General features: G+C 54.3%; 21 protein-coding genes. 15 read left to right on the top strand and 6 right to left on the bottom strand.

Annotated elements, in window-relative coordinates:
- Together JTI85_RS21530 and ypfH are read left to right on the top strand one after the other, a co-directional pair.
- The coding region (locus JTI85_RS21530; RefSeq protein ID WP_255574832.1) for a GNAT family N-acetyltransferase at positions 1–915 on the top strand (915 nt) is incomplete at its 5' end.
- A gap of 73 nt (positions 916–988) precedes the next feature.
- The gene (gene ypfH, locus JTI85_RS16095) at positions 989–1,687 is read left to right on the top strand and encodes an esterase (protein WP_048210950.1); all 699 of its coding nucleotides are present in this window, start codon (positions 989–991) and stop codon (positions 1,685–1,687) included.
- Between the two features lie 98 nt (positions 1,688–1,785).
- On the opposite strand, the gene JTI85_RS16090 is transcribed toward ypfH, so the two are convergent.
- The 3 genes from JTI85_RS16090 to JTI85_RS16080 are packed head-to-tail and all read right to left on the bottom strand — an operon-like array spanning position 1,786 to position 3,501.
- Positions 1,786–1,986, bottom strand: coding sequence for a YpfN family protein (locus JTI85_RS16090; protein ID WP_003835080.1), 201 nt, complete (start codon positions 1,984–1,986; stop codon positions 1,786–1,788).
- A gap of 27 nt (positions 1,987–2,013) precedes the next feature.
- Positions 2,014–3,141 (bottom strand): succinyl-diaminopimelate desuccinylase, encoded by a 1,128-nt coding sequence (gene dapE, locus JTI85_RS16085; RefSeq protein WP_116360853.1) that lies wholly within the window; start codon positions 3,139–3,141, stop codon positions 2,014–2,016.
- A 3-nt stretch (positions 3,142–3,144) separates the two neighbouring features.
- A complete protein-coding gene (locus JTI85_RS16080) occupies positions 3,145–3,501 on the bottom strand; it encodes an ArsC family reductase (protein WP_115601680.1) in 357 nt (118 codons plus the stop codon).
- Between the two features lie 388 nt (positions 3,502–3,889).
- On the opposite strand from JTI85_RS16080, the gene ypfM reads away from it, so the two are divergent.
- Entirely contained in the window at positions 3,890–3,949 is a 60-nt protein-coding gene (gene ypfM, locus JTI85_RS16075; protein ID WP_001386977.1) for a protein YpfM, read from the top strand.
- 74 nt (positions 3,950–4,023) lie between these two features.
- Here the strand turns inward: ypfM and acrD are convergent, their stop codons facing one another.
- Together acrD and narQ are read right to left on the bottom strand one after the other, a co-directional pair.
- Positions 4,024–7,137 (bottom strand): multidrug efflux RND transporter permease AcrD, encoded by a 3,114-nt coding sequence (gene acrD / locus JTI85_RS16070; RefSeq protein ID WP_101742249.1) that lies wholly within the window; start codon positions 7,135–7,137, stop codon positions 4,024–4,026.
- Positions 7,138–7,321: 184 nt separating this feature from the next.
- On the bottom strand, positions 7,322–9,019 hold the full coding sequence (narQ, locus tag JTI85_RS16065; protein ID WP_115643107.1) for a nitrate/nitrite two-component system sensor histidine kinase NarQ: 1,698 nt from the start codon (positions 9,017–9,019) through the stop codon (positions 7,322–7,324).
- 264 nt (positions 9,020–9,283) lie between these two features.
- Between narQ and aegA the strand changes: the two genes are divergently transcribed.
- The 3 genes from aegA to JTI85_RS16050 all read left to right on the top strand — a co-directional run bounded on the left by aegA (position 9,284) and on the right by JTI85_RS16050 (position 13,163).
- Positions 9,284–11,263: a formate-dependent uric acid utilization protein AegA gene (aegA, locus tag JTI85_RS16060; protein ID WP_219351736.1), complete on the top strand. Its 1,980-nt coding sequence runs from the start codon at positions 9,284–9,286 to the stop codon at positions 11,261–11,263.
- A gap of 156 nt (positions 11,264–11,419) precedes the next feature.
- Positions 11,420–11,995 (top strand): GDP-mannose pyrophosphatase NudK, encoded by a 576-nt coding sequence (gene nudK / locus JTI85_RS16055; protein WP_061068315.1) that lies wholly within the window; start codon positions 11,420–11,422, stop codon positions 11,993–11,995.
- Positions 11,996–12,119: 124 nt separating this feature from the next.
- Positions 12,120–13,163, top strand: coding sequence for a DUF1176 domain-containing protein (locus tag JTI85_RS16050; RefSeq protein WP_048212548.1), 1,044 nt, complete (start codon positions 12,120–12,122; stop codon positions 13,161–13,163).
- 82 nt (positions 13,164–13,245) lie between these two features.
- On the opposite strand, the gene tkt is transcribed toward JTI85_RS16050, so the two are convergent.
- Positions 13,246–15,240 carry a transketolase gene (tkt, locus tag JTI85_RS16045; RefSeq protein WP_199981689.1) on the bottom strand — a complete coding sequence of 665 codons (1,995 nt, stop codon included), beginning with the start codon at positions 15,238–15,240 and terminating at the stop codon, positions 13,246–13,248.
- 279 nt (positions 15,241–15,519) lie between these two features.
- Here tkt and maeB point away from each other — a divergent pair, with 279 nt between their 5' ends.
- The 9 genes from maeB to JTI85_RS16000 all read left to right on the top strand — a co-directional run bounded on the left by maeB (position 15,520) and on the right by JTI85_RS16000 (position 23,447).
- Positions 15,520–17,799 (top strand): NADP-dependent oxaloacetate-decarboxylating malate dehydrogenase, encoded by a 2,280-nt coding sequence (gene maeB / locus JTI85_RS16040; RefSeq protein WP_048210958.1) that lies wholly within the window; start codon positions 15,520–15,522, stop codon positions 17,797–17,799.
- A gap of 159 nt (positions 17,800–17,958) precedes the next feature.
- Entirely contained in the window at positions 17,959–18,294 is a 336-nt protein-coding gene (gene eutS / locus JTI85_RS16035; protein ID WP_003037995.1) for an ethanolamine utilization microcompartment protein EutS, read from the top strand.
- 12 nt (positions 18,295–18,306) lie between these two features.
- Complete coding sequence (gene eutP, locus JTI85_RS16030; RefSeq protein WP_048210959.1) at positions 18,307–18,786, top strand: ethanolamine utilization acetate kinase EutP; 480 nt, start codon at positions 18,307–18,309, stop codon at positions 18,784–18,786.
- Positions 18,764–19,462 (top strand): ethanolamine utilization acetate kinase EutQ, encoded by a 699-nt coding sequence (gene eutQ / locus JTI85_RS16025; RefSeq protein ID WP_061068313.1) that lies wholly within the window; start codon positions 18,764–18,766, stop codon positions 19,460–19,462. Before eutP ends, eutQ begins: the two co-directional genes overlap by 23 nt.
- A gap of 9 nt (positions 19,463–19,471) precedes the next feature.
- Positions 19,472–20,275 (top strand): ethanolamine utilization cob(I)yrinic acid a,c-diamide adenosyltransferase EutT, encoded by an 804-nt coding sequence (gene eutT, locus JTI85_RS16020; protein ID WP_199953906.1) that lies wholly within the window; start codon positions 19,472–19,474, stop codon positions 20,273–20,275.
- Positions 20,272–21,288: a phosphate acetyltransferase gene (pta, locus tag JTI85_RS16015; RefSeq protein ID WP_048210962.1), complete on the top strand. Its 1,017-nt coding sequence runs from the start codon at positions 20,272–20,274 to the stop codon at positions 21,286–21,288. Before eutT ends, pta begins: the two co-directional genes overlap by 4 nt.
- Before the next feature lie 41 nt (positions 21,289–21,329).
- Positions 21,330–21,623 (top strand): ethanolamine utilization microcompartment protein EutM, encoded by a 294-nt coding sequence (eutM, locus tag JTI85_RS16010; protein ID WP_005121908.1) that lies wholly within the window; start codon positions 21,330–21,332, stop codon positions 21,621–21,623.
- A gap of 121 nt (positions 21,624–21,744) precedes the next feature.
- Entirely contained in the window at positions 21,745–22,032 is a 288-nt protein-coding gene (gene eutN, locus JTI85_RS16005; RefSeq protein ID WP_005121909.1) for an ethanolamine utilization microcompartment protein EutN, read from the top strand.
- A gap of 11 nt (positions 22,033–22,043) precedes the next feature.
- Positions 22,044–23,447: an aldehyde dehydrogenase family protein gene (locus JTI85_RS16000; RefSeq protein ID WP_048210963.1), complete on the top strand. Its 1,404-nt coding sequence runs from the start codon at positions 22,044–22,046 to the stop codon at positions 23,445–23,447.
- Positions 23,448–23,452: the final 5 nt, after the last annotated feature.

Genomic DNA, 23,452 nt, shown 5'->3' with positions numbered 1-23,452 from the left:
GCGGTCTACCAACTGCTTTCCGGAGCGCATTATCGCACCTCGCCATTAGACCTGCGGCGAATGATGGATGCACCAGGTCAGCATTTTCTGCATGCTTCGGCTGCTGGCTCGGTCGCGGGAGCCGTCTGGCTGGTCGATGAAGGGGGACTATCCGCAGAATTAAGCCAGGCCGTTTGGGCAGGATATCGCCGGCCAAGAGGCAATCTGGTTGCGCAGTCACTGGCGGCGCATGGTGGTGACCCGTTGGCGGCGACGCTCGTCGGGAGACGAGTTAGTCGAATTGCGGTTCATCCCGCTCGCCAGCGGGAAGGTATCGGGCAGCAACTGATTATGCAGGCCCATCAGTATTCCTCGCAGTGTGACTATCTTTCCGTCAGTTTTGGTTATACGGCCGAATTGTGGCGTTTTTGGCAGCGATGCGGTTTTGTCATGGTGCGAATGGGGAATCATCGTGAAGCCAGCAGCGGGTGCTATACGGCAATGGCGTTGCTTCCCATAAGTGATGCCGGGCAGCGTCTGGCTGAGCGGGAGCATCAGCGATTGCGTCGCGATGCGGCGATCCTCGCACAATGGAATGATGAGTGTATCCCGGTCGTCCCACTGAAAGATTCTACGCTTAATGATGATGACTGGGATGAGCTGGCAGGGTTTGCCTTCGCGCATCGGCCGTTACTCACCTCACTCGGTTGCTTAAGCCGTCTTCTCCAGCACTGTGAACAGCCTCTCCCGGCGCTGCGTGGGCGTTTACAGGAAAAATGCAGTGACGCAGAACTGTGCAAGCGGCTGAAGGTCTCGGGGCGCAAAGCATTGCTGCTGGTTCAGCGTGAGGAGGCGGCACAGGCGTTAGCGCAATTGGATACCGAACGTCAGCAACGGTTACGTAATCGCATTATGCAATGGCAATTTTTTCACTAACTTCTTCAATTTCCTGGCATGGTCATTGCGGTTAAGCGGCGTAGAATAATTCTCATCAGTTAAGGAGATCGCCATGAAACATGACCATTTTGTTGTTCAAAGTCCCGATAAACCCGCTCAACAGCTACTGTTGCTGTTTCATGGCGTCGGCGATAACCCGGTTGCCATGGGCGAAATTGGTTCCTGGTTTGCACCACTGTTTCCGGACGCGCTGATTGTCAGTATTGGTGGCGCTGAGCCTTATAGCGCTGCCGGTGGGCGTCAATGGTTTTCTGTTCAGGGTGTAACAGAAGAGAACCGTCAGGCGCGTATTGATGCCATCATGCCGGTGTTTATCGAAACCGTTCGCTATTGGCAGAAACAGAGTGGTGTGTCACCTCAGGCCACCGCGCTGATTGGCTTTTCGCAAGGGGCGATTATGTCACTCGAGAGTATTAAAGCTGAGCCAGGGCTGGCATCGCGGGTCATTGCCTTTAATGGTCGTTACGCCACCTTGCCGGAAGCCGCTACCACCGCTACCACAGTGCATTTGATTCACGGCGGTGAAGATCGGGTGATTGAGTTATCTCATGCGGTTGCTGCGCAGGAAGCGTTAATTCGTGCAGGTGGGGATGTGACTCTGGATATCGTCGAAAATCTGGGGCACGCCATTGATGAGCACAGCATGCAGTTCGCGCTTGATCATCTGCGCTTTACCGTACCGAAGCACTACTTTGATGAAGCGCTGAGCGGTGGTAAGCCTCACGATGATGATGTGATTGAAATGATCTGATTGATAACCGTAGGCCGGATAAGGCGAAGCCGCCATCCGGCATGACAGTCAGTGATAGTGCCGGATAGCAACGTGATATGTGTTATCCGGCCTACAAATTATTTCTTCGGCTGATCCTTATTCGGCCAATCGTCGTCGTCATCCCATTTATCGTTAAAATCACGATGCGGGGGAAGTTCCGGCTTATTGGCGAGAAACTTCTTGTGGTCGACACGCTTAAGATCTTTGATCACATTCAGCAGTACCCCCACCAGAAACACCAGCACTAAAATCCACCAATATTTTGCCAGCCAGTCCATGCTCATTTCCTCTTGCAGGAACACTCATCAGGCGACGAGTTGTTCCATGATACGTTGATACATACGGGCAAGCAGCTGCAGGTCGGCGGCATTGACGCATTCATTTATTTTATGAATGGTGGCATTGACCGGCCCAAGTTCCACCACCTGTGCCCCCATGCGGGCAATAAAGCGCCCGTCGGATGTCCCGCCTGTCGTCAGTAACTGCGGTTTAATCTCATTATAGTGCTCAATGGCGTTCACCACTGCATCCACCAGTTTACCGCGTTCGGTCAGGAACGGTTGACCGGAAAGCCACCAGTCTATTGTGTAACGCAGTTGGTGCTTGTCCAACAGTTCCAATACCCGCGACTTAATCATTTCGTCGTTTAATTCGGTGCTGAAACGGAAGTTGAACTGAATAAACAGTTCGCCAGGGATGACGTTGTTGCTGCCCGTGCCCGCCTGAATATTGGCAATCTGCATGCTGGTTGCCGGGAAGAACTCATTGCCTTGATCCCACTCAATCGCCACCAGCTCATTGAGCATTGGCGCAGCCCGGTGCACCGGGTTATCGGCCAGATGTGGGTAGGCTACGTGGCCCTGCACGCCATGAATGGTCAGGTTGCAGGTCAGTGAACCACGACGTCCATTTTTCACCACGTCACCGACGATTTCGGTGCTGGACGGCTCACCGACCAGGCAATAATCCAGCCGCTCATTACGCGCCATCAGCGTTTCAACCACCTTCACGGTGCCGTTTTTAGCGCTGGCTTCTTCGTCAGAGGTTATCAAAAACGCCAGACGACCCTGATGGTCTGGATGCTGTGCGACAAAACGCTCTGCGGCCACGACCATTGCCGCCAGCGAACCTTTCATATCGGCCGCACCGCGTCCGAACAGCATGCCGTCGCGAATGGTCGGTTCAAACGGCGGATTGATCCACCGATCAACATCGCCTGCGGGCACTACGTCGGTGTGACCGGCAAATGCCAGGGTCTCACCTTTTCCGCGCCATGCCCAAAAATTCTGTGTGTCACCAAAATCCATTCGCTCAACGGTAAAACCTACCGCACGCAGGCGTTCAATCATTAACGCCTGGCACCCGGCATCATCCGGGCTCAGAGATGGACGGCGAATAAGCTGCTGTGTCAGCTCAATAACCGGGCACGACATAGATTACACCTCATTAAAAAACTGCGTATAACTGGATTCGCTGAAACCAAGCAGCATAGGCTTACCCGGCGCGCAGAGCAATGGGCGTTTGATAATTGCAGGCATTTCAATCATCAATGAGGCGGCAGCAGTGGCATTAGTGATTTGATTACGCGTTGCTTCATCCAGTTTGCGCCAGGTGGTTCCCCGCGTATTGAGCAGCGCCTCCCAGCCTAACTCGTTGATAAAGGACTGTAACAGCGTGTTGTCCAGACCGTCGACACGATAATCATGGAAGCGGTAGTCAATACCCTGCGTTTCCAGCCAGCGTCGGGCCTTTTTAATTGTATCGCAATTCTTAATGCCGTAGAGGGTGATCATGTGAATCCTTATTAACGTATTTTGAATACTTATTCTTGTATTCTCGCGTTTCTGATAATACATATTGTCATTCATTCGTTATAGAAAAATATAACATTGTTGAACAACGGTGAATAATGATTCCTGAAAGTTCCAAAATTTCACGTCGATCGGTATTTCAGAATTAACCTGTTTGCATCAGTCTGTTTTTCCATCAAAATTGTCAAAGTCGTAGATTATGTGTGAATATTTCAAAATATTGCAGTGAGTCACATAAAATTTATGGGTATAGCGCATAGTGATGACATGACCCCAAGCACTGGAGGATGTAATCACAACCATCGGTTAAATTATCTTCTTTTAATGAGGATGATTTCGTAGAATGCCCATAATAATAAGAGAGGTTGTTATGATTGAACGTGAACTGGGGAACTGGAAAGACTTTATCGAAGTGATGCTTCGTAAATAATTTTCTGGAAGAAATTCATATCCTGCAAAGGATGAAAAAGGCGACTCATCGTAAGTCGCCTTTTTTGTGCCCGATTATTCCGGGCGTGGTTTCAACGGGAAGCGTCTGCGTACCAGCACAAAGAACAGAGGCACGAAGTAAATCGCCAGGATCGTGGCTGAAATCATCCCGCCCATTACGCCAGTCCCCACCGCATGCTGGCCGCCGGAGCCAGCACCGCTGCTGATTGTCATCGGCAGTACCCCGAAGATAAACGCCAGTGACGTCATCAGAATCGGACGCAAGCGCTGGCGACAGGCATGCAGTGTGGCATCGAGCAGATCGTGTCCTTTTTCGTTCATCTCATTGGCGAATTCAACAATCAATATCGCGTTCTTTGCCGAAAGCCCGATAACGGTGAGTAACCCGACCTGGAAGTACACATCGTTTTCCAGACCACGCATCCAGGTCGCCAACAGCGCGCCAATGACACCCAACGGTACGACCAGCATAACGGAGAACGGTACCGACCAGCTCTCGTACAGCGCAGCCAGACACAGGAACACGACCAACAGTGAAATAGCGTACAGGGCAGGAGCCTGAGATCCCGATAACCGTTCCTGATAAGACATCGCTGTCCATTCGAGGCCGAATCCGGTCGGCAACTGATGGACCAGCGATTCCATGATGTCCATCGCAGTACCAGTGCTGACGCCGGGGGCTGCTTCGCCGACGATCTCGACGGCGGAGTAGCCGTTATAGCGTTCCAGACGCGGTGAACCGGTTTCCCAGCGCGATGTGGCAAAGGCCGAGAAAGGCACCATGCCGCCGCTATTGTTGCGCACGTACCACAGGTTTATATCGTCCGGGAGCATGCGGTATTTTGCCGCAGCCTGGACGTAAACCTTCTTCACGCGGCCCCTGTCCATAAAGTCGTTTACGTAACTGGAGCCCCACGCCGTTTGCAATGTGTCGTTGATGTCATCAATGGAAACGCCCAGCGCCTGAGCTTTACGCTGATCGATATCAATTTGCAGTTGCGGACTGTCATCCAGGCCGTTATGACGAACACGGGTCAGTGAAGAGTCGTTCCCGGCAAGCTCAATTAATTTGTCGCGTGCGGCCATTAACGCGTCATGTCCCGCACCGGCGTGGTCCTGCAGCTCCATATCGAAACCAGCAGAGCTTCCGAGGCCACTGATAGCCGGAGGGCTACTGGCGAAGACGCGGGCTTCTTTAATCTTATTGAAGGCTTTGGTTGCACGCTCGATAATGGCAAAGGAGGTACCGGTAGTGGTATCGCGCTCATCCCAGTCTTTTAAGCGGACAAACATACGCGCCACGTTTTGACCGTTCCCGCCAGGGCCGGAACCGACCGTGGAGAAGACGGACATAATGTTGTCTTTTTCGTGGGTGAAGTAGTACTTCTCGACTTCCTCAACGACTTTTAATGTTTGCTGCTGCGTGGAGCCGCTCGGCAACTGTACCGAGGTGGTAAACATCCCGCGGTCTTCTAACGGCAAGAAGGACGTTGGCAGGCGCAGGAACAGGAACACCATGCCGCCAAGCAGCAGTCCGTAGATCAGTATCCAGCGCAGGCTGCGATGCAGGATCCGCGCAACGCCTTTTTCGTAACGCTCAGCGTTGCGGTTAAACATCCGATTAAACCAGCCGAAGAAGCCTGTTTGACCATGATGCTCACCTTTATGCAGCGGTTTAAGTAGCGTAGCGCACAGGGCAGGGGTCAGGATCATCGCCACCAGAACAGACAGCACCATTGCGGAGACGATAGTAATTGAGAACTGGCGGTAAATAGCCCCTGTCGTGCCACCGAAGAAGGCCATCGGGATAAACACCGCCGACAGCACCATGGCGATACCGACCAGCGCTCCCTGGATTTGCCCCATCGATTTTCGCGTCGCTTCACGCGGTGAGAGGCCTTCCTCACTCATAATACGCTCGACGTTTTCCACCACCACGATGGCATCATCGACCAGCAGGCCAATTGCCAGCACCATTGCAAACATTGTTAAGGTGTTAACGCTGTAGCCAAAACCATAAAGCACGGAGAAGGTGCCCATCAGGACGACGGGAACGGCGATGGTCGGGATAAGCGTGGCGCGGAAGTTTTGCAGGAACAGATACATCACGAGGAATACCAGCGCGATGGCTTCCAGCAGCGTTTTCACCACGTCGATAATTGAGGCTTTAACAAAGGAGGTGGTTTCATACGCGACCTTGTATTCCAGCCCGTGCGGGAAATACTGTGACAGTTCGTCAAGGCGGTTAAGCACCAGCTCTGCCGTTGCCATTTCATTGGCGCCGGAGGCCAGTTTCACCCCCAGACCGGAAGCCGGGTTGCCATTAAACCGGCTAAGGTAGTCGTACTTTTCCGCACCCATTTCAACCGTGGCGACGTCGCCCAGTTTAACTTCAGACCCGTCCTGGTTAACGCGAAGCGTAATTGCACGGAATTCATCCGGCGTTTGCAGCAGGGACTGGGCGTTGATCGTCGCATTTAGCGCCTGTTTGTCCACCGAAGGCGTACCGCCAAGCTGCCCAACCGCAATTTGCGCATTCTGTGATTCAATAGCGTCAGTCACATCTTTGGCGGTCATCTGAAAGCTGTTAAGTTTGGCCGGGTCGAGCCAGATACGCATCGAGTACTGTGAACCGTAAGCATCAATATCCCCTACACCGTTAATACGGCTAAGCGGGTCCTGAATATTACTCGCCACGTAGTCGGCGATGTCCTGCTTATCCATTGAGCCATCGGTGGAAACAAAGGCGATTGTCAGAATATTGGTGTCCCCGGTCTTACGCACCGTGACCCCCTGATCCTGTACCGCCTGCGGCAGCTTACGCATTGCCGATTGCAGCTGGTTTTGCACCTGCTGGACGGCCTCGTCAGGATCGGTTCCGGCAACGAAGCTAAGCGTCACCGTAGCCTGGCCTGTCCCGCTGCTCTGCGACGACATGTACATCAGGTTATCGAGACCGGTCATGTTCTGCTCGATCACCTGGGTGACGGTGTTTTCCAGAGTCTGAGCCGATGCGCCAGGATAGTTGGCGGTGACCCGCACGTTTGGCGGTGCCAGGTCGGGATATTGCTCAACGGGCAGCGAAAAAATAGCCAGGGCTCCTGTCAGGCACAACAGGATAGCTAACACCCAGGCAAAAATGGGGCGATCGATGAAAAAATTCGCCATTAAAAGAGGACCTCGTGTTTCTGCGTATCGTTATGGGTATGGCTTGCTTCACTTTAGCGGCAAGGTACGGGTCAAACGTGGAGAAAAAAAGAAGATAATGTAAATTATCATGCCCGTTTACAGCATACCTTTCGTGCCAACGCCATCAGGCCTGGATCCAGACCCGACGGCGCTTTGCGGTTCTTTACGTTAGCTCACTGTCTGATTCAGCTGAACGGAAACTGATACTCACCAGCGTTCCCCCGCCGGAAGGTTGCGAGAAGGTCAGCGTACCGCTGAGTCTCTCTGCACGCTCACGCATGATATTCAGACCGTAGTGCCCCGTAGGCTCATGAGGCTCACCGATACCGACACCGTTATCACGGATATAAACGGTATGATTACCATCCGGCGCGGTCACACAGCTGACAGCAATTTCGCTGGCATTGGCATGCTTAATGGCATTCAGCACCGCTTCACGGACGATTTGTAACAGATGCACCTGCATTTGCGCGTCCAGTGCCAGTGTTGGCAGTCGACAATCGAGAGTCAGTTTAGCCGATGTTTGATTTTGCAACGTTTCCAGCATTTCATGCAGGGCAGAAGGCAAATCGGCCTGCTGTAAGGTCAGGCGGAAGGTGGTAAGCAGTTCGCGCAATTGGCGATAAGCATCATTCAGCGCCTGGGAGAAGTCCGCCATGATGCTTTGCGCCGGAACGTTATCCTGCGGAATAGCGCGTTTCAGTAGCGTAAGCTGAATACGTAAATAAGAGAGCACCTGCGCCAGCGAGTCGTGCAGCTCGCGGGCGATAGTTGCTCGCTCTTCCATTAGCAGCAGTTGCTGAAAATGCTTTTGCGCCTGGTTGAAGTACAGCCCGCGCCCGAGCATAGTTGATACGCTGTTGAGCAGTGGTGTGGAAGCATTCACATTCGGGCTTTGCCAGTGCAGTTCACCGTAAACTGTATCTTGCATCGTGACGGGCAGGATCTGCATTGGCAGTTCAGGGCTTGCCGTTCCTTCGCTGATTCGCCAGTTATCACCGACGGTGAGCTCCAGGAAATACGCGGCGTCATGTTCGCGGACAATCTGTAAAATATGGCGGAAGCAGTACACATCAATCTGGCTGGTATTCAGTGCCTGGGAACATTGATATAACACTTCCAGACGGCGATTGGCTTCGTGGAGATCGTGGGTTTTCTCGGCGACGGAGGCTTCCAGTGAACGGTACAGCTTATGCAACTCACTCGACATCTGGCTAAACGTTTTTGCCAGTAATCCCAGTTCGTTGGGGAGTTGTGTATCCAGCGGTGAGATATCAAACCGACCGTGTTCAATATGCTGGCTGGCCATCACCAGCTTATTCAGCGGACGCACCACCTGCTGGCGAATACGCCGTAGCGTAAAGAAGACGAGGGTGAAGATGCCGATCCCGCCCGCCAGCGAGATGCCAAATACCAGCATGACTTTACGCTCGGCATAATGTTGCAACGCCAGCACGAAGAGATCGATTTGATCGACGTAGTTGTTGATATTGGTCTGGTACCATTTTAAATCGCCGTCGATCAGGCGGGCATTCATTTCCAGCCAGTTAGCATGCAGACGTCCATAACGGCTTTTTACCGCTTGTGGCACATACCATGCGTTCAGATTTTGTAATGCGGGCGAGTTTAACGCCTGCTGGAAAAGCTGGCGGTGAGCGTTGAGCTGTGGGCTTTGGCTTTGCAGATCGTAACCCAAACGGTAGCTTTGCATGCGCAATGAGCCCGCAACGTTGATGGCCTCAGCATCCCGCAAGCTGCTGGTCAGCGTAAGCAGTGCAATACCCGTTGAGAGAATCGACAGCAACACTATATAGAAAAAAGCCTTAGCCAGGCTGGCTGAGACCGGACGCTTTACCGTCACTTGCGCACCCTCACACAATTCACGCCACGCTCCGACTCAACCTGAACGATTCAGCGTATTTGATAAATGTTAAAAAAGTAATCATGAAACTGATTGTTAAATGAAACACAATTTCATATTCGATGAAATAAATTGATCTGCCACAGGTTCTGGATAAATAGTTGTGCTTCCTGGGCAAATGAACATTGCCGCCCTCTTCAGGGTCGGTTAATAACAACAGTCATATAAAGAATAAGGTTTTCGCAACCAAAAAAGAAGGAAGCCATGAATCGTTTTATTATGGTCAATAGCCAACAGTGCCTGGGATGCCACGCCTGTGAGGTCGCCTGTGTCATGGCCCACAACGGCGAGCAGCATGTCCTGAGCCAACGGCATTTTCAGCCCCGAATTACTGTCATCAAGCATCAGCAACAACGCAGTGCAGTCACCTGCCACCACTGTGAAGATGCCCCCTGCGCCAGAAGTTGCCCGAATGGGGCCATTAGTCATGAGTACGACAGCGTTCAGGTAAATGCGCAAAAGTGTATTGGCTGCAAATCGTGCGTCGTGGCCTGTCCTTTTGGTACGATGCAGATCGTACTCACTCCGGTCGCTAAAGGAAAGGTAAAAGCAACGGCGCACAAATGCGACCTGTGTCATGGGCGTGAAGAGGGCCCGGCTTGCGTGGAGAACTGTCCGGCGCAGGCGTTGCAACTGGTGACGGAGAATTCGCTTACCGGTCTGTCAAAAGCGCGCAGGTTGCGTACCGCCAGTCTGGAAAGCCAGCCATGGCATACCAGCGCTACCGATTTTGTTCCACATATCATCACCAAACGTGAGCAAATGCAGGCGACGCCTGCGCGTGGCGAGCCGGATAAACTGCCGATTGAGGCGCGTAAAACCAGTTTTGAAGAGATCTATCTGCCGTTTCGCACAGTGCAGGCTGAACGGGAAGCGTCCCGCTGCCTGAAATGCGGCGACCACAGTATTTGCGAATGGACCTGCCCGCTGCATAACCACATCCCGCAGTGGATTGAACTGGTAAAAGCCGGGAATATCGATGCGGCGGTTGAGCTTTCTCACCAGACCAACTGCTTACCCGAAGTGACCGGGCGCGTGTGCCCGCAGGACCGACTCTGCGAAGGAGCCTGTACCGTGCGTAACGAGCATGGCGCGGTGACTATCGGTAATATTGAGCGTTACATCTCCGATCGGGCGCTGAGCAAAGGATGGCGACCCGACTTAAGCCATGTGCAGAAAGTCGATAAACGCGTTGCCATCATCGGCGCAGGTCCGGCGGGCCTGGCCTGCGCCGATGTGCTGGCGCGTAGCGGTATCAGCACTACCGTGTACGATCGCCACCCCGAAATCGGCGGTTTGCTGACGTTCGGCATTCCGGCCTTCAAACTGGACAAATCGCTGCTGACGCGTCGCCGTGAAATCTTCAGCGCCATGGGTATTCATTTCGAGCTGAACTGTGAGGTCGGCAAGGACGTGGCACTGGCCGCGTTACTCGAGGACTACGATGCCGTGTTCGTGGGGGTGGGAACCTATCGTTCCATGAAGGCGGACCTGCCAAATGAAGACGCGCCTGGCGTATATGATGCGCTGCCGTTCCTGATTGCCAACACCAAGCAGGTGATGGGGCTGGATGAACTGCCTGAAGAGCCCTTTATTGATACCGCCGGACTGAACGTGGTGGTTCTGGGCGGAGGCGATACGGCAATGGATTGCGTGCGCACTGCGCTACGCCACGGTGCAAGCCAGGTGACCTGCGCCTATCGTCGTGATGAAGCCAACATGCCGGGTTCGAAAAAAGAGGTGAAGAATGCCCGGGAAGAGGGGGCAAACTTTGAATTTAACGTCCAGCCGGTCGAGCTGGTGTTGCATGCCGATGGGCGAGTCAGCGGCGTGCGTTTCTTACGTACCCAACTTGGCGAACCTGATGCGCAGGGGCGTCGTCGCCCGGTTCCCGTCGCCGGGAGTGAGTTTGTGATGCCCGCAGATGCGGTGATCATGGCGTTTGGTTTTCACCCACACGGCATGCCGTGGCTGGAGTCGCATGGCGTTAAGGTCGATAACTGGGGGCGCATTGCCGCCGATGTTGAAAGCGCATACCGTTACCAAACCAGTAACCCGAAAATCTTTGCCGGTGGCGACGCTGTACGCGGTGCGGACCTGGTGGTGACGGCCATGGCGGAAGGGAGGCACGCCGCCCAGGGGATCGTCGACTGGCTGGGCGTAAAATCAGTCAAATCTCACTAATCAGCGTCCAGGCCGGATAAAACGCGTTAGCGTTGCCATCCGGCAATGTGCCGGATGAATGCCTGATGGCGCTTTGCTTATCAGGCATTCATAGTTCCAGGACAAACCCGGTTTCACGGCGTAGTATTATTTCTCACTTCTCACCGTGGAGTCGGTATGTCGCAAAAAATCACCCTCATCAAAGATAAAGTCCTGTCCGATAACTACTTCATCCTGCGCAATATCACCTATGACCTGACCCGCAGCAATGGCGAGGTCATTCGCCACAAACGTGAGGTTTACGATCGCGGTAACGGCGCCACAGTTTTGCTGTATAACCCGGAGAAAAAAACCGTCGTGCTGACCCGTCAGTTTCGTATTGCGACCTGGGTTAACGGCAATGAAAGTGGACAATTGATTGAAGCCTGCGCCGGGTTGCTGGACAACGATGAGCCGGAAGTTTGCATTCGTAAAGAAGCCATTGAAGAGACTGGCTATGAAGTGGGCGAAGCACGGAAACTTTTTGAGTTATATATGTCGCCGGGTGGCGTGACGGAGATAATCCACTTTTTTATCGCGCAATACAGTGACAGTCAGCGCGCAAATGCGGGTGGCGGTATTGAAGATGAGGATATTGAAGTACTGGAATTGCCTTTTGAACAGGCACTGTCGATGATCAAAACGGGCGAGATTCGCGACGGGAAAACGGTGCTGCTACTGAACTACCTGCAATCGTCGCATCTTATGGATTAGCGATCAGGGCTTATATTTCTTTACAAAGATACAGGCCAATCCGACGATTCTTATTGAGCCTCATTAGTCGCGCAAGGAAGATACCGCCTGGGCTGTGTGTTTTGATTTCGGAGTTGTACCGTCCATGCGCTATCGCATTATTTTCGTGTTCCTGCTCGGCCTGCTACCGGCCCATTTGCTGTGGGCGGCGCCTGCGCAACAGGCGTTTGCTGACTGGCAGGTGACGTGCAATAACCAAAACTTCTGCGTGGCGCGAAATACGGGAGATCATCACGGTCTGGTGATGACCCTGAGCCGCAGCGCCGGGGCACATACCGATGCCGTGTTGCGTATTGAACTTGGCGGTATGGATTCTCCTGATGTCAAAGAGGCAGATATTGCGCCGCGCTTGCTGCTGGACGGCGCGCCACTCCCACTGGCCGGTGAACACTGGCGTCTTACGCCCTGGCATTTGATGACGGATGATCCGGCTACCATCGCTACATTTTTACAAGCCGTGCAGGATGCGAAAGCCATTACCCTGCAAAAAGGTACGCAAACGCTTTCTCTGTCTGGGCTGAAAGCAGCATTGTTGTTTATTGATGCGCAACAAAAGCGCGTCGGTAGCGAAACCGCCTGGATTGAGAAAGGTGACGAGCCGCCGCTCAGCGTTCCGCCAGCTCCCGCTCTGAAAGGTGTGGCGGTGGTTAATTCCACGCCAACGCCACTCACTCAACAGGAGCGTAATGAGCTGTTGGATTATGGCAACTGGCGGATCAATGGCATCCGCTGTTCACTCGATCCCATGCGTCGTGAGATGCGGGTTTTCGCCTTAACGGACGACAAAGCTCTGCTGATGATCGGCTGCGAAGCAGGGGCATACAACACGATCGATCTGGCATGGACCGTTTCTCGTACCACACCGTTTACCTCTCGCGCAGTACGTCTGAGCCTGCCATTTAAAACCGATGCTGACAGTACCGACATGGAGCTGACCAACGCTACGTTTGACGAGAAATCTCGCGAATTGGTCACTCTCGCCAAAGGGCGAGGTTTATCGGACTGCGGGATCCAGACTCGCTGGCGGTTTGACGGCCAGCGCTTTCGTTTGGTGCGTTACGCACAAGAGCCAAGCTGTGATAACTGGCATGGACCAGATGCCTGGCCCACGCTGTGGATTACGCGTTAATTTAATGCCGGATGCGACTGCGCCTTATACGGCCTGATGGTGATAGATGTCGTAGGCCTGATAAGACGCGTGAGCGTCGCCATCAGGCGTTCAGCACCTTATGCGCTTTGTCGACGATGTTCTCCACCGTAAAGCCGAAGAACGGGAACAGCTTGTCTGCCGGGGCAGATTCCCCATAACCGGTCATGCCGACAATAGCCCCTTTCAGGCCGACATATTTGTACCAATAGTCGGCAATACCCGCTTCTATCGCCACGCGTGCGCTGACGTTTGCCGGCAGGACCGACTCCCGGTACGCCTCATCCTGGGCGTCGAAGATATCAGTTGAGGGCAGAGAAACTACCCGTACGTTACGGCCTTCACCGGTCAGTTTTTCCGCCGCCAGCAATGTAATTTCCATTTCTGAACCTGTGGCAATCAGGATGACATCCGGCTTACCGCCGCTATCCTTCAGCACATAGCCGCCGCGGGCAATCTGCTGCACCTGCTCAGGCGTGCGTTCAACCTGTGCCAGATTCTGCCTGGAGAGGATCAGCGCCGTAGGGCCGTTATGACGCTCGACTGCCAGCTTCCAACCCACTGCCGCCTCAACCTGATCGCACGGTCGCCAGGTGCTGAAATTCGGCGTCAGTCGCAGGCTGGCGAGCTGTTCGACGGCCTGATGCGTGGGACCGTCTTCCCCCAGACCAATTGAGTCGTGGGTATAAACCATAATTTGTCGGGCTTTCATCAGCGCCGCCATGCGCGCGGCATTACGGGCATATTCAACAAACATCAGGAACGTTGCGGTGTACGGTACGAAGCCACCGTGGTGCGCGATACCGTTGGCAATGGCGGTCATGCCAAATTCACGCACGCCGTAGTGGATGTAGTTTCCTGCGTGTTCCTCTTTAAGAGAAGTGGAGCCTTTCCAGATGGTCAGGTTGCTGGGCGCAAGATCCGCCGAGCCGCCAAGCAGTTCGGGCAGTATCGGTCCGTAGGTGTTCAGGGTATTTTGCGAGGCCTTACGGGTGGCGATTTTGGCCGGGTTGGCCTGCAGGTCGGTAATATATTTCCGGGTCGTTTCTTCCCATGCTTCCGGCAGTTCTCCGCTCATCCGGCGGGTAAACTCTGCCGCCAGTTCCGGATGCGCTTGTCGATACGCCGCGAATTTCTCATTCCAGCTCTGTTGCGCTTTTTCGCCTTTCTCACGTGCGTCCCACGCCCGATAAATCTCTTTCGGGATCTCAAAAGCTGGATGATGCCAGCCCAGTTTCTGTCGGGCCAGGGCCACTTCTTCTTCACCTAACGGCGCACCGTGCGCTTCCTCTTTCCCGGCTTTATTCGGTGATCCAAAACCAATCACCGTGCGGCAGATAATCAGCGACGGCTTGTCGGTAACGCTTTGCGCTTCCTGAATCGCTTTTTTCACCGCTTCAGGATCATGACCGTCAATATCGTGTATCACATGCCAGTGGTAGGCTTCAAAGCGTTTCGCGGTATCGTCGGTAAACCAGCCTTTGGTTTCGCCATCAATTGAGATGCCGTTGTGATCGTAGAAGCCGATGAGTTTGCCCAGTCCCAGCGTGCCCGCCAGCGAACAGACTTCGTGGGAAATCCCCTCCATCAGACAACCGTCGCCCATAAAAACCCAGGTGAAGTGGTCGACAATCTCATGGTCCGGCTGGTTAAACTGCGCCGCCAGCGTGCGTTCAGCAATCGCCATTCCGACAGCGTTGGCTAAACCCTGGCCCAGCGGCCCGGTGGTGGTTTCCACGCCCGGTGTGTAGCCAAGCTCAGGGTGGCCGGGCGTTTTTGAATGCAACTGGCGGAAGTTCTTTAATTCTTCCAACGGCAGGTCATAGCCGGAAAGATGCAGCAGGCTGTAAAGCAGCATTGAGGCGTGGCCGTTGGACAAAATAAACCGATCGCGATCGTACCAGTGAGGATCGCTCGGATTATGGCGGAGAAAATCGTTCCACAGCACTTCGGCGATATCTGCCATTCCCATCGGTGCGCCGGGATGGCCTGAGTTGGCTTTTTGGACGGCATCCATACTCAGCGCACGAATGGCATTGGCAAGCTCTTTACGGGTCATAGGAAATACTCCTTGAAAAGTAAAGCGTTAGAGCGTGTGTTAATTCACACTTTTGGAGAATTTGCAGGCGTTGTCAGCAAAAAGCATAGCAGACAGGCATGGTATTGCTGGCTTAAGCAGGTAACATGGCTGTTATAAATTGATAACAAATTCTTTCTTTGAGTAGTGAGAGTTTGGGGACCTTCAAAGTTTGCGCCGCTGACAGAGGTGATAATGTGCGGCTCAATAGAAGGGTTACCTGCGACACTTTTTTGATCGATACGTGAAAGGAACAACAAGATGGATGACCAGTTAAAACAAAGCGCCCTCGATTTCCACGAATTTCCAGTACCAGGCAAAATTCAGGTTTCTCCGACCAAACCGCTTGCCACTCAACGTGACCTTGCGCTGGCCTATTCACCCGGTGTTGCAGCTCCGTGTCTGGAAATTGAAAAAGACCCGCTGGCCGCCTACAAATACACCGCGCGCGGTAATCTGGTTGCGGTTATTTCCAACGGTACGGCGGTGCTGGGCCTGGGTAACATTGGCGCGCTGGCTGGCAAGCCAGTGATGGAAGGGAAAGGCGTTCTGTTTAAGAAATTCGCCGGAATTGACGTGTTTGACATCGAAGTTGATGAACTCGATCCGGATAAATTTATCAACGTGGTCGCGGCTCTTGAGCCGACGTTTGGGGGTATCAACCTCGAGGATATCAAAGCGCCGGAATGCTTCTACATTGAGCAAAAGCTGCGTGAGCGCATGAATATTCCGGTCTTCCACGACGATCAGCACGGCACGGCAATCATCAGTACCGCCGCCATTCTTAACGGTCTGCGGGTGGTGGAGAAAAATATCTCTGATGTGCGCATGGTGGTGTCCGGCGCAGGCGCGGCGGCGATTGCCTGTATGAACCTGCTGGTGGCGCTGGGCATGCAGAAACACAACATTGTGGTCTGCGACTCCAAAGGCGTGATTTATAAAGATCGTGAACCGAATATGGCCGAAACCAAAGCGGCCTACGCGGTGGTGGATGACGGTAAGCGCACGCTGGACGACGTGATTGATGGCGCAGACATTTTCCTCGGTTGCTCCGGCCCGAAAGTGCTGACCCAGGAAATGGTCAAGAAAATGGCGCGCGCGCCAATGATTCTGGCGCTGGCGAACCCGGAACCGGAAATTCTGCCGCCGCTGGCAAAAGAGGTACGTCCCGACGCCATCATCTGCACCGGCCGCTCTGATTATCCGAACCAGGTTAACAACGTGCTGTGCTTCCCGTTCATCTTCCGCGGCGCGCTGGACGTCGGTGCAACCGCCATCAACGAAGAGATGAAGCTGGCCGCGGTACATGCCATTGCGGAACTGGCGCATGCCGAGCAGAGCGAAGTTGTGGCCTCTGCCTATGGCGATCAGGACCTGAGCTTTGGCCCGGAATACATTATTCCTAAACCGTTCGACCCGCGCCTGATCGTCAAAATAGCGCCTGCGGTGGCGAAAGCGGCGATGGACTCTGGCGTGGCGACGCGCCCGATTGCCGACTTTGATGCTTACATCGATAAGCTGAGTGAGTTTGTCTACAAAACTAACTTGTTCATGAAGCCGATTTTCTCGCTGGCACGCAAAGCGCCGAAGCGCGTGGTATTGACGGAAGGGGAAGAGGCGCGTGTGCTGCACGCCACCCAGGAATTGATCACTTTAGGTCTGGCGAAGCCGATCCTGATTGGTCGTCCGAGCGTGATCGAGATGCGCATCCAGAAACTGGGTCTGCAGATCAAAGCGGGCGTTGATTTTGAAATAGTCAACAATGAATCCGATCCGCGCTTTAAAGAGTACTGGAGTGAGTATTATCAGATCATGAAGCGCCGTGGGATCACCCAGGAGCAGGCGCAGCGGGCGGTGATTGCTAATACCACGGTGATCGGTGCGATCATGGTGCAGCGCGGTGAAGCGGATGCGATGATCTGCGGTACGATCGGCGACTACCACGAGCACTTCAGCGTGGTGAACGCGGTATTTGGTCACCGTGACGGAGTGCATACGGCGGGGGCAATGAACGCGCTGCTGCTGCCAAGCGGTAATACCTTTATCGCCGATACCTACGTCAACGACGACCCGACGCCGGATCAACTGGCTGAAATCGCCATTATGGCGGCAGAAACCGTGCGTCGCTTTGGTATCGAACCGAAGGTAGCGTTGCTGTCGCACTCCAACTTTGGCTCATCTAACTGCCCGTCGGCCAGCAAAATGCGCGAAGCGCTGGCGCTGATTAAGGCACGTGCGCCAGAACTGATGATTGACGGTGAAATGCACGGTGACGCCGCGCTGGTGGAAAGTATTCGTAATGACCGGATGCCGGACAGCCCGCTGAAAGGCTCCGCCAATATTCTGGTTATGCCGAATATGGAAGCCGCGCGTATTAGTTACAACTTACTACGTGTTTCAAGTTCCGAGGGCGTAACGGTTGGCCCTGTACTGATGGGCGTAGCGAAACCGGTTCACGTATTAACACCGATCGCCTCTGTTCGTCGTATCGTTAATATGGTGGCGCTGGCGGTCGTTGAAGCACAGACTCAGCCGCTGTAATTTCACTTTAATTAATTCCGGCGCGGGTTTCTCCCGCGCCTTTTTATTTCCCTTTTCTTAGTGATCCACTTCACCTTTTAAACCTGGTTGCCGAATTTTGTTATTTACTCTGACAAAAAATTGCCACGATGGGGGCAGTTTTAGCGGAGGCGGTGAGCAATGGAAAAAGAACGCATTATTCAGGAATTTGTGCCGGGGAAACAGGTCACGCTGGCGCATCTCATTGCGCACCCCGGTGAGGAACTGGCGAAAAAGATCGGCGTTCCCGAAGCGGGCGCTATCGGCATTATGACGCTGACGCCAGGTGAAACCGCAATGATTGCCGGTGACTTAGCCATGAAAGCGGCGGATGTACACATCGGCTTTCTCGATAGATTCAGCGGCGCGCTGGTGATCTACGGCTCGGTTGGCGCGGTAGAGGAAGCGTTATTACAGACGGTAAGCGGTCTGGGGCGATTATTAAATTTCACTTTGTGCAACCTGACAAAAAGTTAATCAGAGGCGGCGATGAAACGTATTGCATTCGTCGGTACGGTGGGGGCGGGGAAAACAACGCTCTTTAATGCGCTACAGGGGAATTATTCCCTCGCCAGAAAAACACAGGCCGTGGAGTTTAATGAAAACGGCGATATCGATACGCCAGGAGAATATTTTAGCCATCCGCGCTGGTATCACGCCTTAATTACCACGCTGCAGGATGTCGATACGTTGATTTATATACATGCGGCAAATGATAAAGAAAGTCGCTTACCTGCCGGGCTGTTGGATATCGGCGCCAGTAAACGACAAATCGCCGTTATCAGCAAAACGGATGTGCCGGATGCCAATGTCGCCGCAACGCGACAATTACTTCGCGGGCTAGGGTTTCAGGAGCCGATTTTTGAGCTCAATAGCCACGACCCAAGCAGTGTGCAGCACCTGGTGGATTATCTGACTGAGCTCAGCCAAAAGGAGGAAAGGGCAGGTGAAAAAACTCATCACAGCTAACGATATTCGTGCGGCCCACGCACGCGGCGAACAGGACGTATCGGTTGTTCTGCGCGCCAGCATCATCACCCCGGAGGCGCGCGAAGTTGCGGCGCTGCTCGGCGTCACTATCACTGAATGCGATGAATCCGCGCCAACTGCCACCGCACCTGCTGCGGTGGATGACGGCAAAACGGAAAGCCAGCGTATTCGTGAAACCATCATTGCACAACTGCCGGAAGGACAGTTTACCGAAAGCCTGGTCGCGCAGCTGATGGACAAAGTGATGAAAGAAAAGCAGTCGCTGGAGCAGGGCGGAATGCAGCCGAGCTTTAACTCGGTGACCGGCAAAGGCGGCGTGAAAGTTATCGACGGCAGCAGTGTGAAGTTTGGCCGTTTTGATGGCGCGCAACCGCACTGCGTCGGCTTAACCGACTTAGTCACTGACCAGGACGGTAGCAGCATGGCCGCCGGGTTTATGCAGTGGGATAACGCATTTTTCCCATGGACGCTGAACTACGACGAAATCGACATGATTCTGGAAGGCGAGCTGCACGTTCGCCATGAAGGCGAAACCATGATTGCCAAAGCCGGGGACGTGATGTTTATCCCGAAAGGCTCCAGCATCGAATTTGGTACGCCATCAACAGTGAAGTTCCTGTATGTGGCCTGGCCTGCGAACTGGCAGTCCTGCTAAGGCGGATGTATGAAGGATTTCATTACCGAAGCATGGCTCAGAGCGAATCATACGCTCAGCGAAGGGGCTGAAATTCATCTTCCCGCTGATGCCCGCCTGACGCCGTCTGCCCGGGAGCTGCTGGAAAGCCGTCGTCTGCGCATTAAGTATATCGACGAGCTGGGAAGCTTGTTTGTTGACAACGAGGAACAGCAGCCGCAGCCGGTACATGGTTTGACCAGCAGCGATACACATCCGCAGGCGACCTGTGAACTGTGTCATCAACCGGTGGCGAAGAAACCTGACACGCTGACACATCTGACGGCGGACAAAATGGTCGCCAAAAGTGACCCCAGACTTGGATTTCGCGCCGCGCTGGACAGCACCATTGGTCTGGCCGTGTGGTTGCAAATTGAACTGGCGGAACCCTGGCAGCCGTGGCTGGCGGATATTCGCTCGCGCCTGGGCAACATTATGCGTGCTGATGCTGTGGACGAACCGCTGGCCGCACAGGCCATCGTTGGCTTAAGCGACGAAGATTTACACCGGCTTTCGCATCAGCCGCTGCGTTACCTGGACCACGATCATCTGGTGCCGGAAGCCAGCCACGGACGTGATTGCGCGCTGCTTAATCTGCTGCGTACCAAAGTCCGCGAAACGGAAACGGTGGCCGCTCAGGTGTTTATCACCCGCAGTTTTGACGTTATGCGGCCGGACATTCTGCAGGCGCTCAACCGTCTTTCCAGCACGGTTTACGTGATGATGATTCTGAGCGTAGCGAAGCATCCGCTAAGCGTCAGCCAAATCCAACAGCGACTGGGGGAGAAGTCATGATCATTGAACGTGCTCGCCAACTCGCTAAACAAACGCCGGCTCGGGTGGTGTTCCCGGATGCGCTGGATGTACGGGTGCTGAAAGCCGCCAATTACCTGCACCAGCATGGTCTGGCACGCCCCATTCTCGTCGCCAGCCCGTTTGCGCTGCGTCAGTTTGCGCTCAGCCATCGCGTAGCCATGGACGGTATTCAGGTTATTGATCCACAAAGCAATGTACAGATGCGTGAAGAGTTTGCTCTGCGCTGGCTGGCCCGCGCGGGCGAAAAAACACCGCCAGATGCGCGAGAGAAGCTCAACGATCCGCTGATGTTTGCCGCCGCGATGGTCAGCGCCGGTAAAGCCGATGTGTGTATTGCGGGCAACCTGTCGTCAACGGCAAATGTGCTGCGTGCAGGATTGCGCATTATTGGATTACAACCTGGTTGCAAAACGCTGTCGTCAATTTTCCTGATGCTGCCGCAGTATCTCGGGCCGTCATTAGGGTTTGCAGATTGTAGCGTTGTGCCGCAGCCCACCGCTGCACAGCTGGCGGACATCGCCATCGCCAGCGCTGAAACCTGGAAAGCGATTACCGGTGAAGAACCGCGTGTCGCCATGCTGTCGTTTTCCAGCAACGGCAGTGCTCGTCATCCCAATGTCGCTAACGTGCAGCAGGCGACCGAGATCGTTCGTGAGCGCGCTCCACAGCTTACCGTGGATGGGGAACTGCAGTTTGATGCTGCCTTTGTGCCGGATGTCGCCGCGCAAAAAGCGCCCGCCAGTCCGTTAAAGGGCAATGCCAATGTGATGGTTTTCCCATCGCTGGAGGCAGGCAATATTGGTTATAAAATCGCCCAGCGTTTGGGAGGGTATCGTGCCGTTGGCCCCTTGATTCAGGGACTTGCCGCACCACTCCACGACCTCTCTCGCGGCTGTAGCGTACAGGAAATTATCGAACTGGCGTTGGTGGCAGCTGTGCCGCGCCAGACTGACGTGAGCCGTGAAAGCGTCTCGCAAACACTGGTTGAATGAACGGTCCCGTTCTGGACCCCTTTGATTAAGAGGAAAGCACAATGGAAGCATTAGGAATGATTGAAACCCGGGGCCTGGTTGCACTGATTGAGGCTTCTGACGCGATGGTTAAAGCGGCACGCGTGAAACTGGTTGGCGTGAAGCAGATCGGTGGCGGCCTGTGTACTGCCATGGTTCGTGGTGATGTTGCAGCCTGCAAAGCGGCTACGGATGCCGGTGCTGCTGCCGCGCAGCGTATCGGTGAACTGGTTTCTGTACACGTTATCCCGCGTCCGCATGGCGATCTGGAAGAAGTGTTCCCGATCAGCTTCAAAGGCGACAGCAACGATATGTAAGTCGTCCATGTGACGCCACTGGATCGTTAAGAGAAAGCTGGCGTCACCCTCTCTCCTTTTCACATTACCTTCTGCGGAGGGTAGGGGGAGGTTTTACCTGAAATATGCCACGGAGGCGGGTATGAAACTGGCAATCGTCACAGGACAAATTGTTTGTACCGTTCGCCATCAGGGGCTCGCGCACGACAAGTTGCTGATGGTGGAAATGATTGATGCCCAGGGAAATCCCGACGGGCAGTGCGCTGTTGCGATAGACAGCATCGGGGCGGGAACCGGAGAGTGGGTGCTGCTGGTCAGTGGAAGCTCAGCCCGCCAGGCGCACCATAACGACTCATCGCCTGTCGATCTGTGCGTGATTGGCATCGTCGATGAAGTGGTGGCAGGTGGGAAAGTGGTATTTCACAAATAAGGCAGAAAATCATGAATCAACAGGATATTGAACAGGTCGTGAAAGCGGTGCTGCTGAAAATGAAAGACAGCAGTCAACCCGTCAGTGCCGTTCAAGAAATGGGCGTCTTTGCCTCCCTGGATGACGCAGTGGCGGCAGCAAAACTGGCCCAGCAGGGGCTGAAAAGCGTCGCTATGCGCCAACTGGCCATTCACGCCATTCGTGAAGCGGGCGAAAAACACGCCAGAGAATTAGCGGAATTTGCCGTCAGTGAAACCGGCATGGGACGCGTTGAAGATAAATTTGCCAAAAACGTGGCGCAGGCTCGCGGTACCCCGGGCGTGGAATGCCTGTCTCCACAGGTATTGACCGGCGATAACGGCCTGACGCTGATTGAAAACGCACCGTGGGGCGTGGTGGCTTCGGTAACGCCGTCCACCAACCCGGCGGCGACCGTCATTAACAACGCCATCAGCCTGATTGCCGCGGGTAACAGCGTCGTCTTTGCGCCGCATCCGGCAGCAAAAGGCGTTTCTCAGCGCGCGATCGGCCTGCTTAACCAGGCGGTAGTCGCCGCAGGTGGTCCGGCAAACCTGCTGGTTACCGTTGCTAACCCGGATATCGAAACCGCACAGCGTCTGTTCAAATACCCGGGCATCGGACTGCTGGTCGTCACCGGTGGTGAAGCGGTGGTGGAGTCTGCGCGTAAGCATACCAACAAGCGTCTGATTGCCGCTGGTGCTGGTAATCCGCCGGTGGTGGTGGATGAAACGGCCGATCTGACCCGCGCCGCGCAGTCCATCGTCAAAGGCGCATCGTTTGATAACAACATTATCTGTGCCGATGAAAAAGTGCTGATTGTCGTGGATAGCGTTGCTGATGAACTGATGCGTCTGATGGAAGGCCAGCACGCGGTCAAACTGACGACCGCCCAGGCTGAACAGCTGCAACCGGTACTGCTGAAAAATGTCGATGAGCGCGGTAAAGGCACAGTCAGCCGTGACTGGGTCGGGCGCGATGCGGCAAAAATCGCCGCGGCGATCGGCCTGAATGTTCCGGAGCAAACCCGCTTGTTGTTCGTCGAAACCTCCGCCACGCATCCGTTTGCTGTGACTGAACTGATGATGCCGGTGCTGCCGGTGGTGCGGGTGGCTAACGTTGACGAAGCCATTGCGCTGGCCGTTACGCTCGAAGGTGGTTGCCACCATACGGCGGCGATGCACTCACGCAACATCGACAACATGAACCGTATGGCTAACGCCATTGATACCAGCATCTTCGTTAAGAACGGACCGTGCATTGCCGGCCTTGGGCTTGGCGGCGAAGGCTGGACGACCATGACCATTACCACGCCAACCGGGGAAGGGGTGACCAGTGCGCGCACGTTTGTACGCCTGCGTCGCTGTGTGCTGGTGGATGCGTTTCGCATCGTATAAGGAGT

The sequence above is a fragment of the Citrobacter sp. Colony219 genome (assembly GCF_019382635.1).
GTDB lineage: Bacteria > Pseudomonadota > Gammaproteobacteria > Enterobacterales > Enterobacteriaceae > Citrobacter > Citrobacter youngae.
Note: the sequence above shows the minus strand (reverse complement) of the source record. Positions and strands in the feature narration are given on the sequence as shown.

Bases quoted from the DNA above. Each gene is read 5' to 3' on its own strand.
- ypfH (WP_048210950.1), top strand. From the start codon at position 989: ATGAAACATGACCATTTTGTTGTTCAAAGTCCCGATAAACCCGCTCAA.
- JTI85_RS16090 (WP_003835080.1), bottom strand. From the start codon at position 1,986: ATGGACTGGCTGGCAAAATATTGGTGGATTTTAGTGCTGGTGTTTCTG.
- dapE (WP_116360853.1), bottom strand. From the start codon at position 3,141: ATGTCGTGCCCGGTTATTGAGCTGACACAGCAGCTTATTCGCCGTCCA.
- JTI85_RS16080 (WP_115601680.1), bottom strand. From the start codon at position 3,501: ATGATCACCCTCTACGGCATTAAGAATTGCGATACAATTAAAAAGGCC.
- acrD (WP_101742249.1), bottom strand. From the start codon at position 7,137: ATGGCGAATTTTTTCATCGATCGCCCCATTTTTGCCTGGGTGTTAGCT.
- aegA (WP_219351736.1), top strand. From the start codon at position 9,284: ATGAATCGTTTTATTATGGTCAATAGCCAACAGTGCCTGGGATGCCAC.
- nudK (WP_061068315.1), top strand. From the start codon at position 11,420: ATGTCGCAAAAAATCACCCTCATCAAAGATAAAGTCCTGTCCGATAAC.
- JTI85_RS16050 (WP_048212548.1), top strand. From the start codon at position 12,120: ATGCGCTATCGCATTATTTTCGTGTTCCTGCTCGGCCTGCTACCGGCC.
- tkt (WP_199981689.1), bottom strand. From the start codon at position 15,240: ATGACCCGTAAAGAGCTTGCCAATGCCATTCGTGCGCTGAGTATGGAT.
- maeB (WP_048210958.1), top strand. From the start codon at position 15,520: ATGGATGACCAGTTAAAACAAAGCGCCCTCGATTTCCACGAATTTCCA.
- eutS (WP_003037995.1), top strand. From the start codon at position 17,959: ATGGAAAAAGAACGCATTATTCAGGAATTTGTGCCGGGGAAACAGGTC.
- eutP (WP_048210959.1), top strand. From the start codon at position 18,307: ATGAAACGTATTGCATTCGTCGGTACGGTGGGGGCGGGGAAAACAACG.
- eutT (WP_199953906.1), top strand. From the start codon at position 19,472: ATGAAGGATTTCATTACCGAAGCATGGCTCAGAGCGAATCATACGCTC.
- pta (WP_048210962.1), top strand. From the start codon at position 20,272: ATGATCATTGAACGTGCTCGCCAACTCGCTAAACAAACGCCGGCTCGG.
- eutM (WP_005121908.1), top strand. From the start codon at position 21,330: ATGGAAGCATTAGGAATGATTGAAACCCGGGGCCTGGTTGCACTGATT.
- eutN (WP_005121909.1), top strand. From the start codon at position 21,745: ATGAAACTGGCAATCGTCACAGGACAAATTGTTTGTACCGTTCGCCAT.
- JTI85_RS16000 (WP_048210963.1), top strand. From the start codon at position 22,044: ATGAATCAACAGGATATTGAACAGGTCGTGAAAGCGGTGCTGCTGAAA.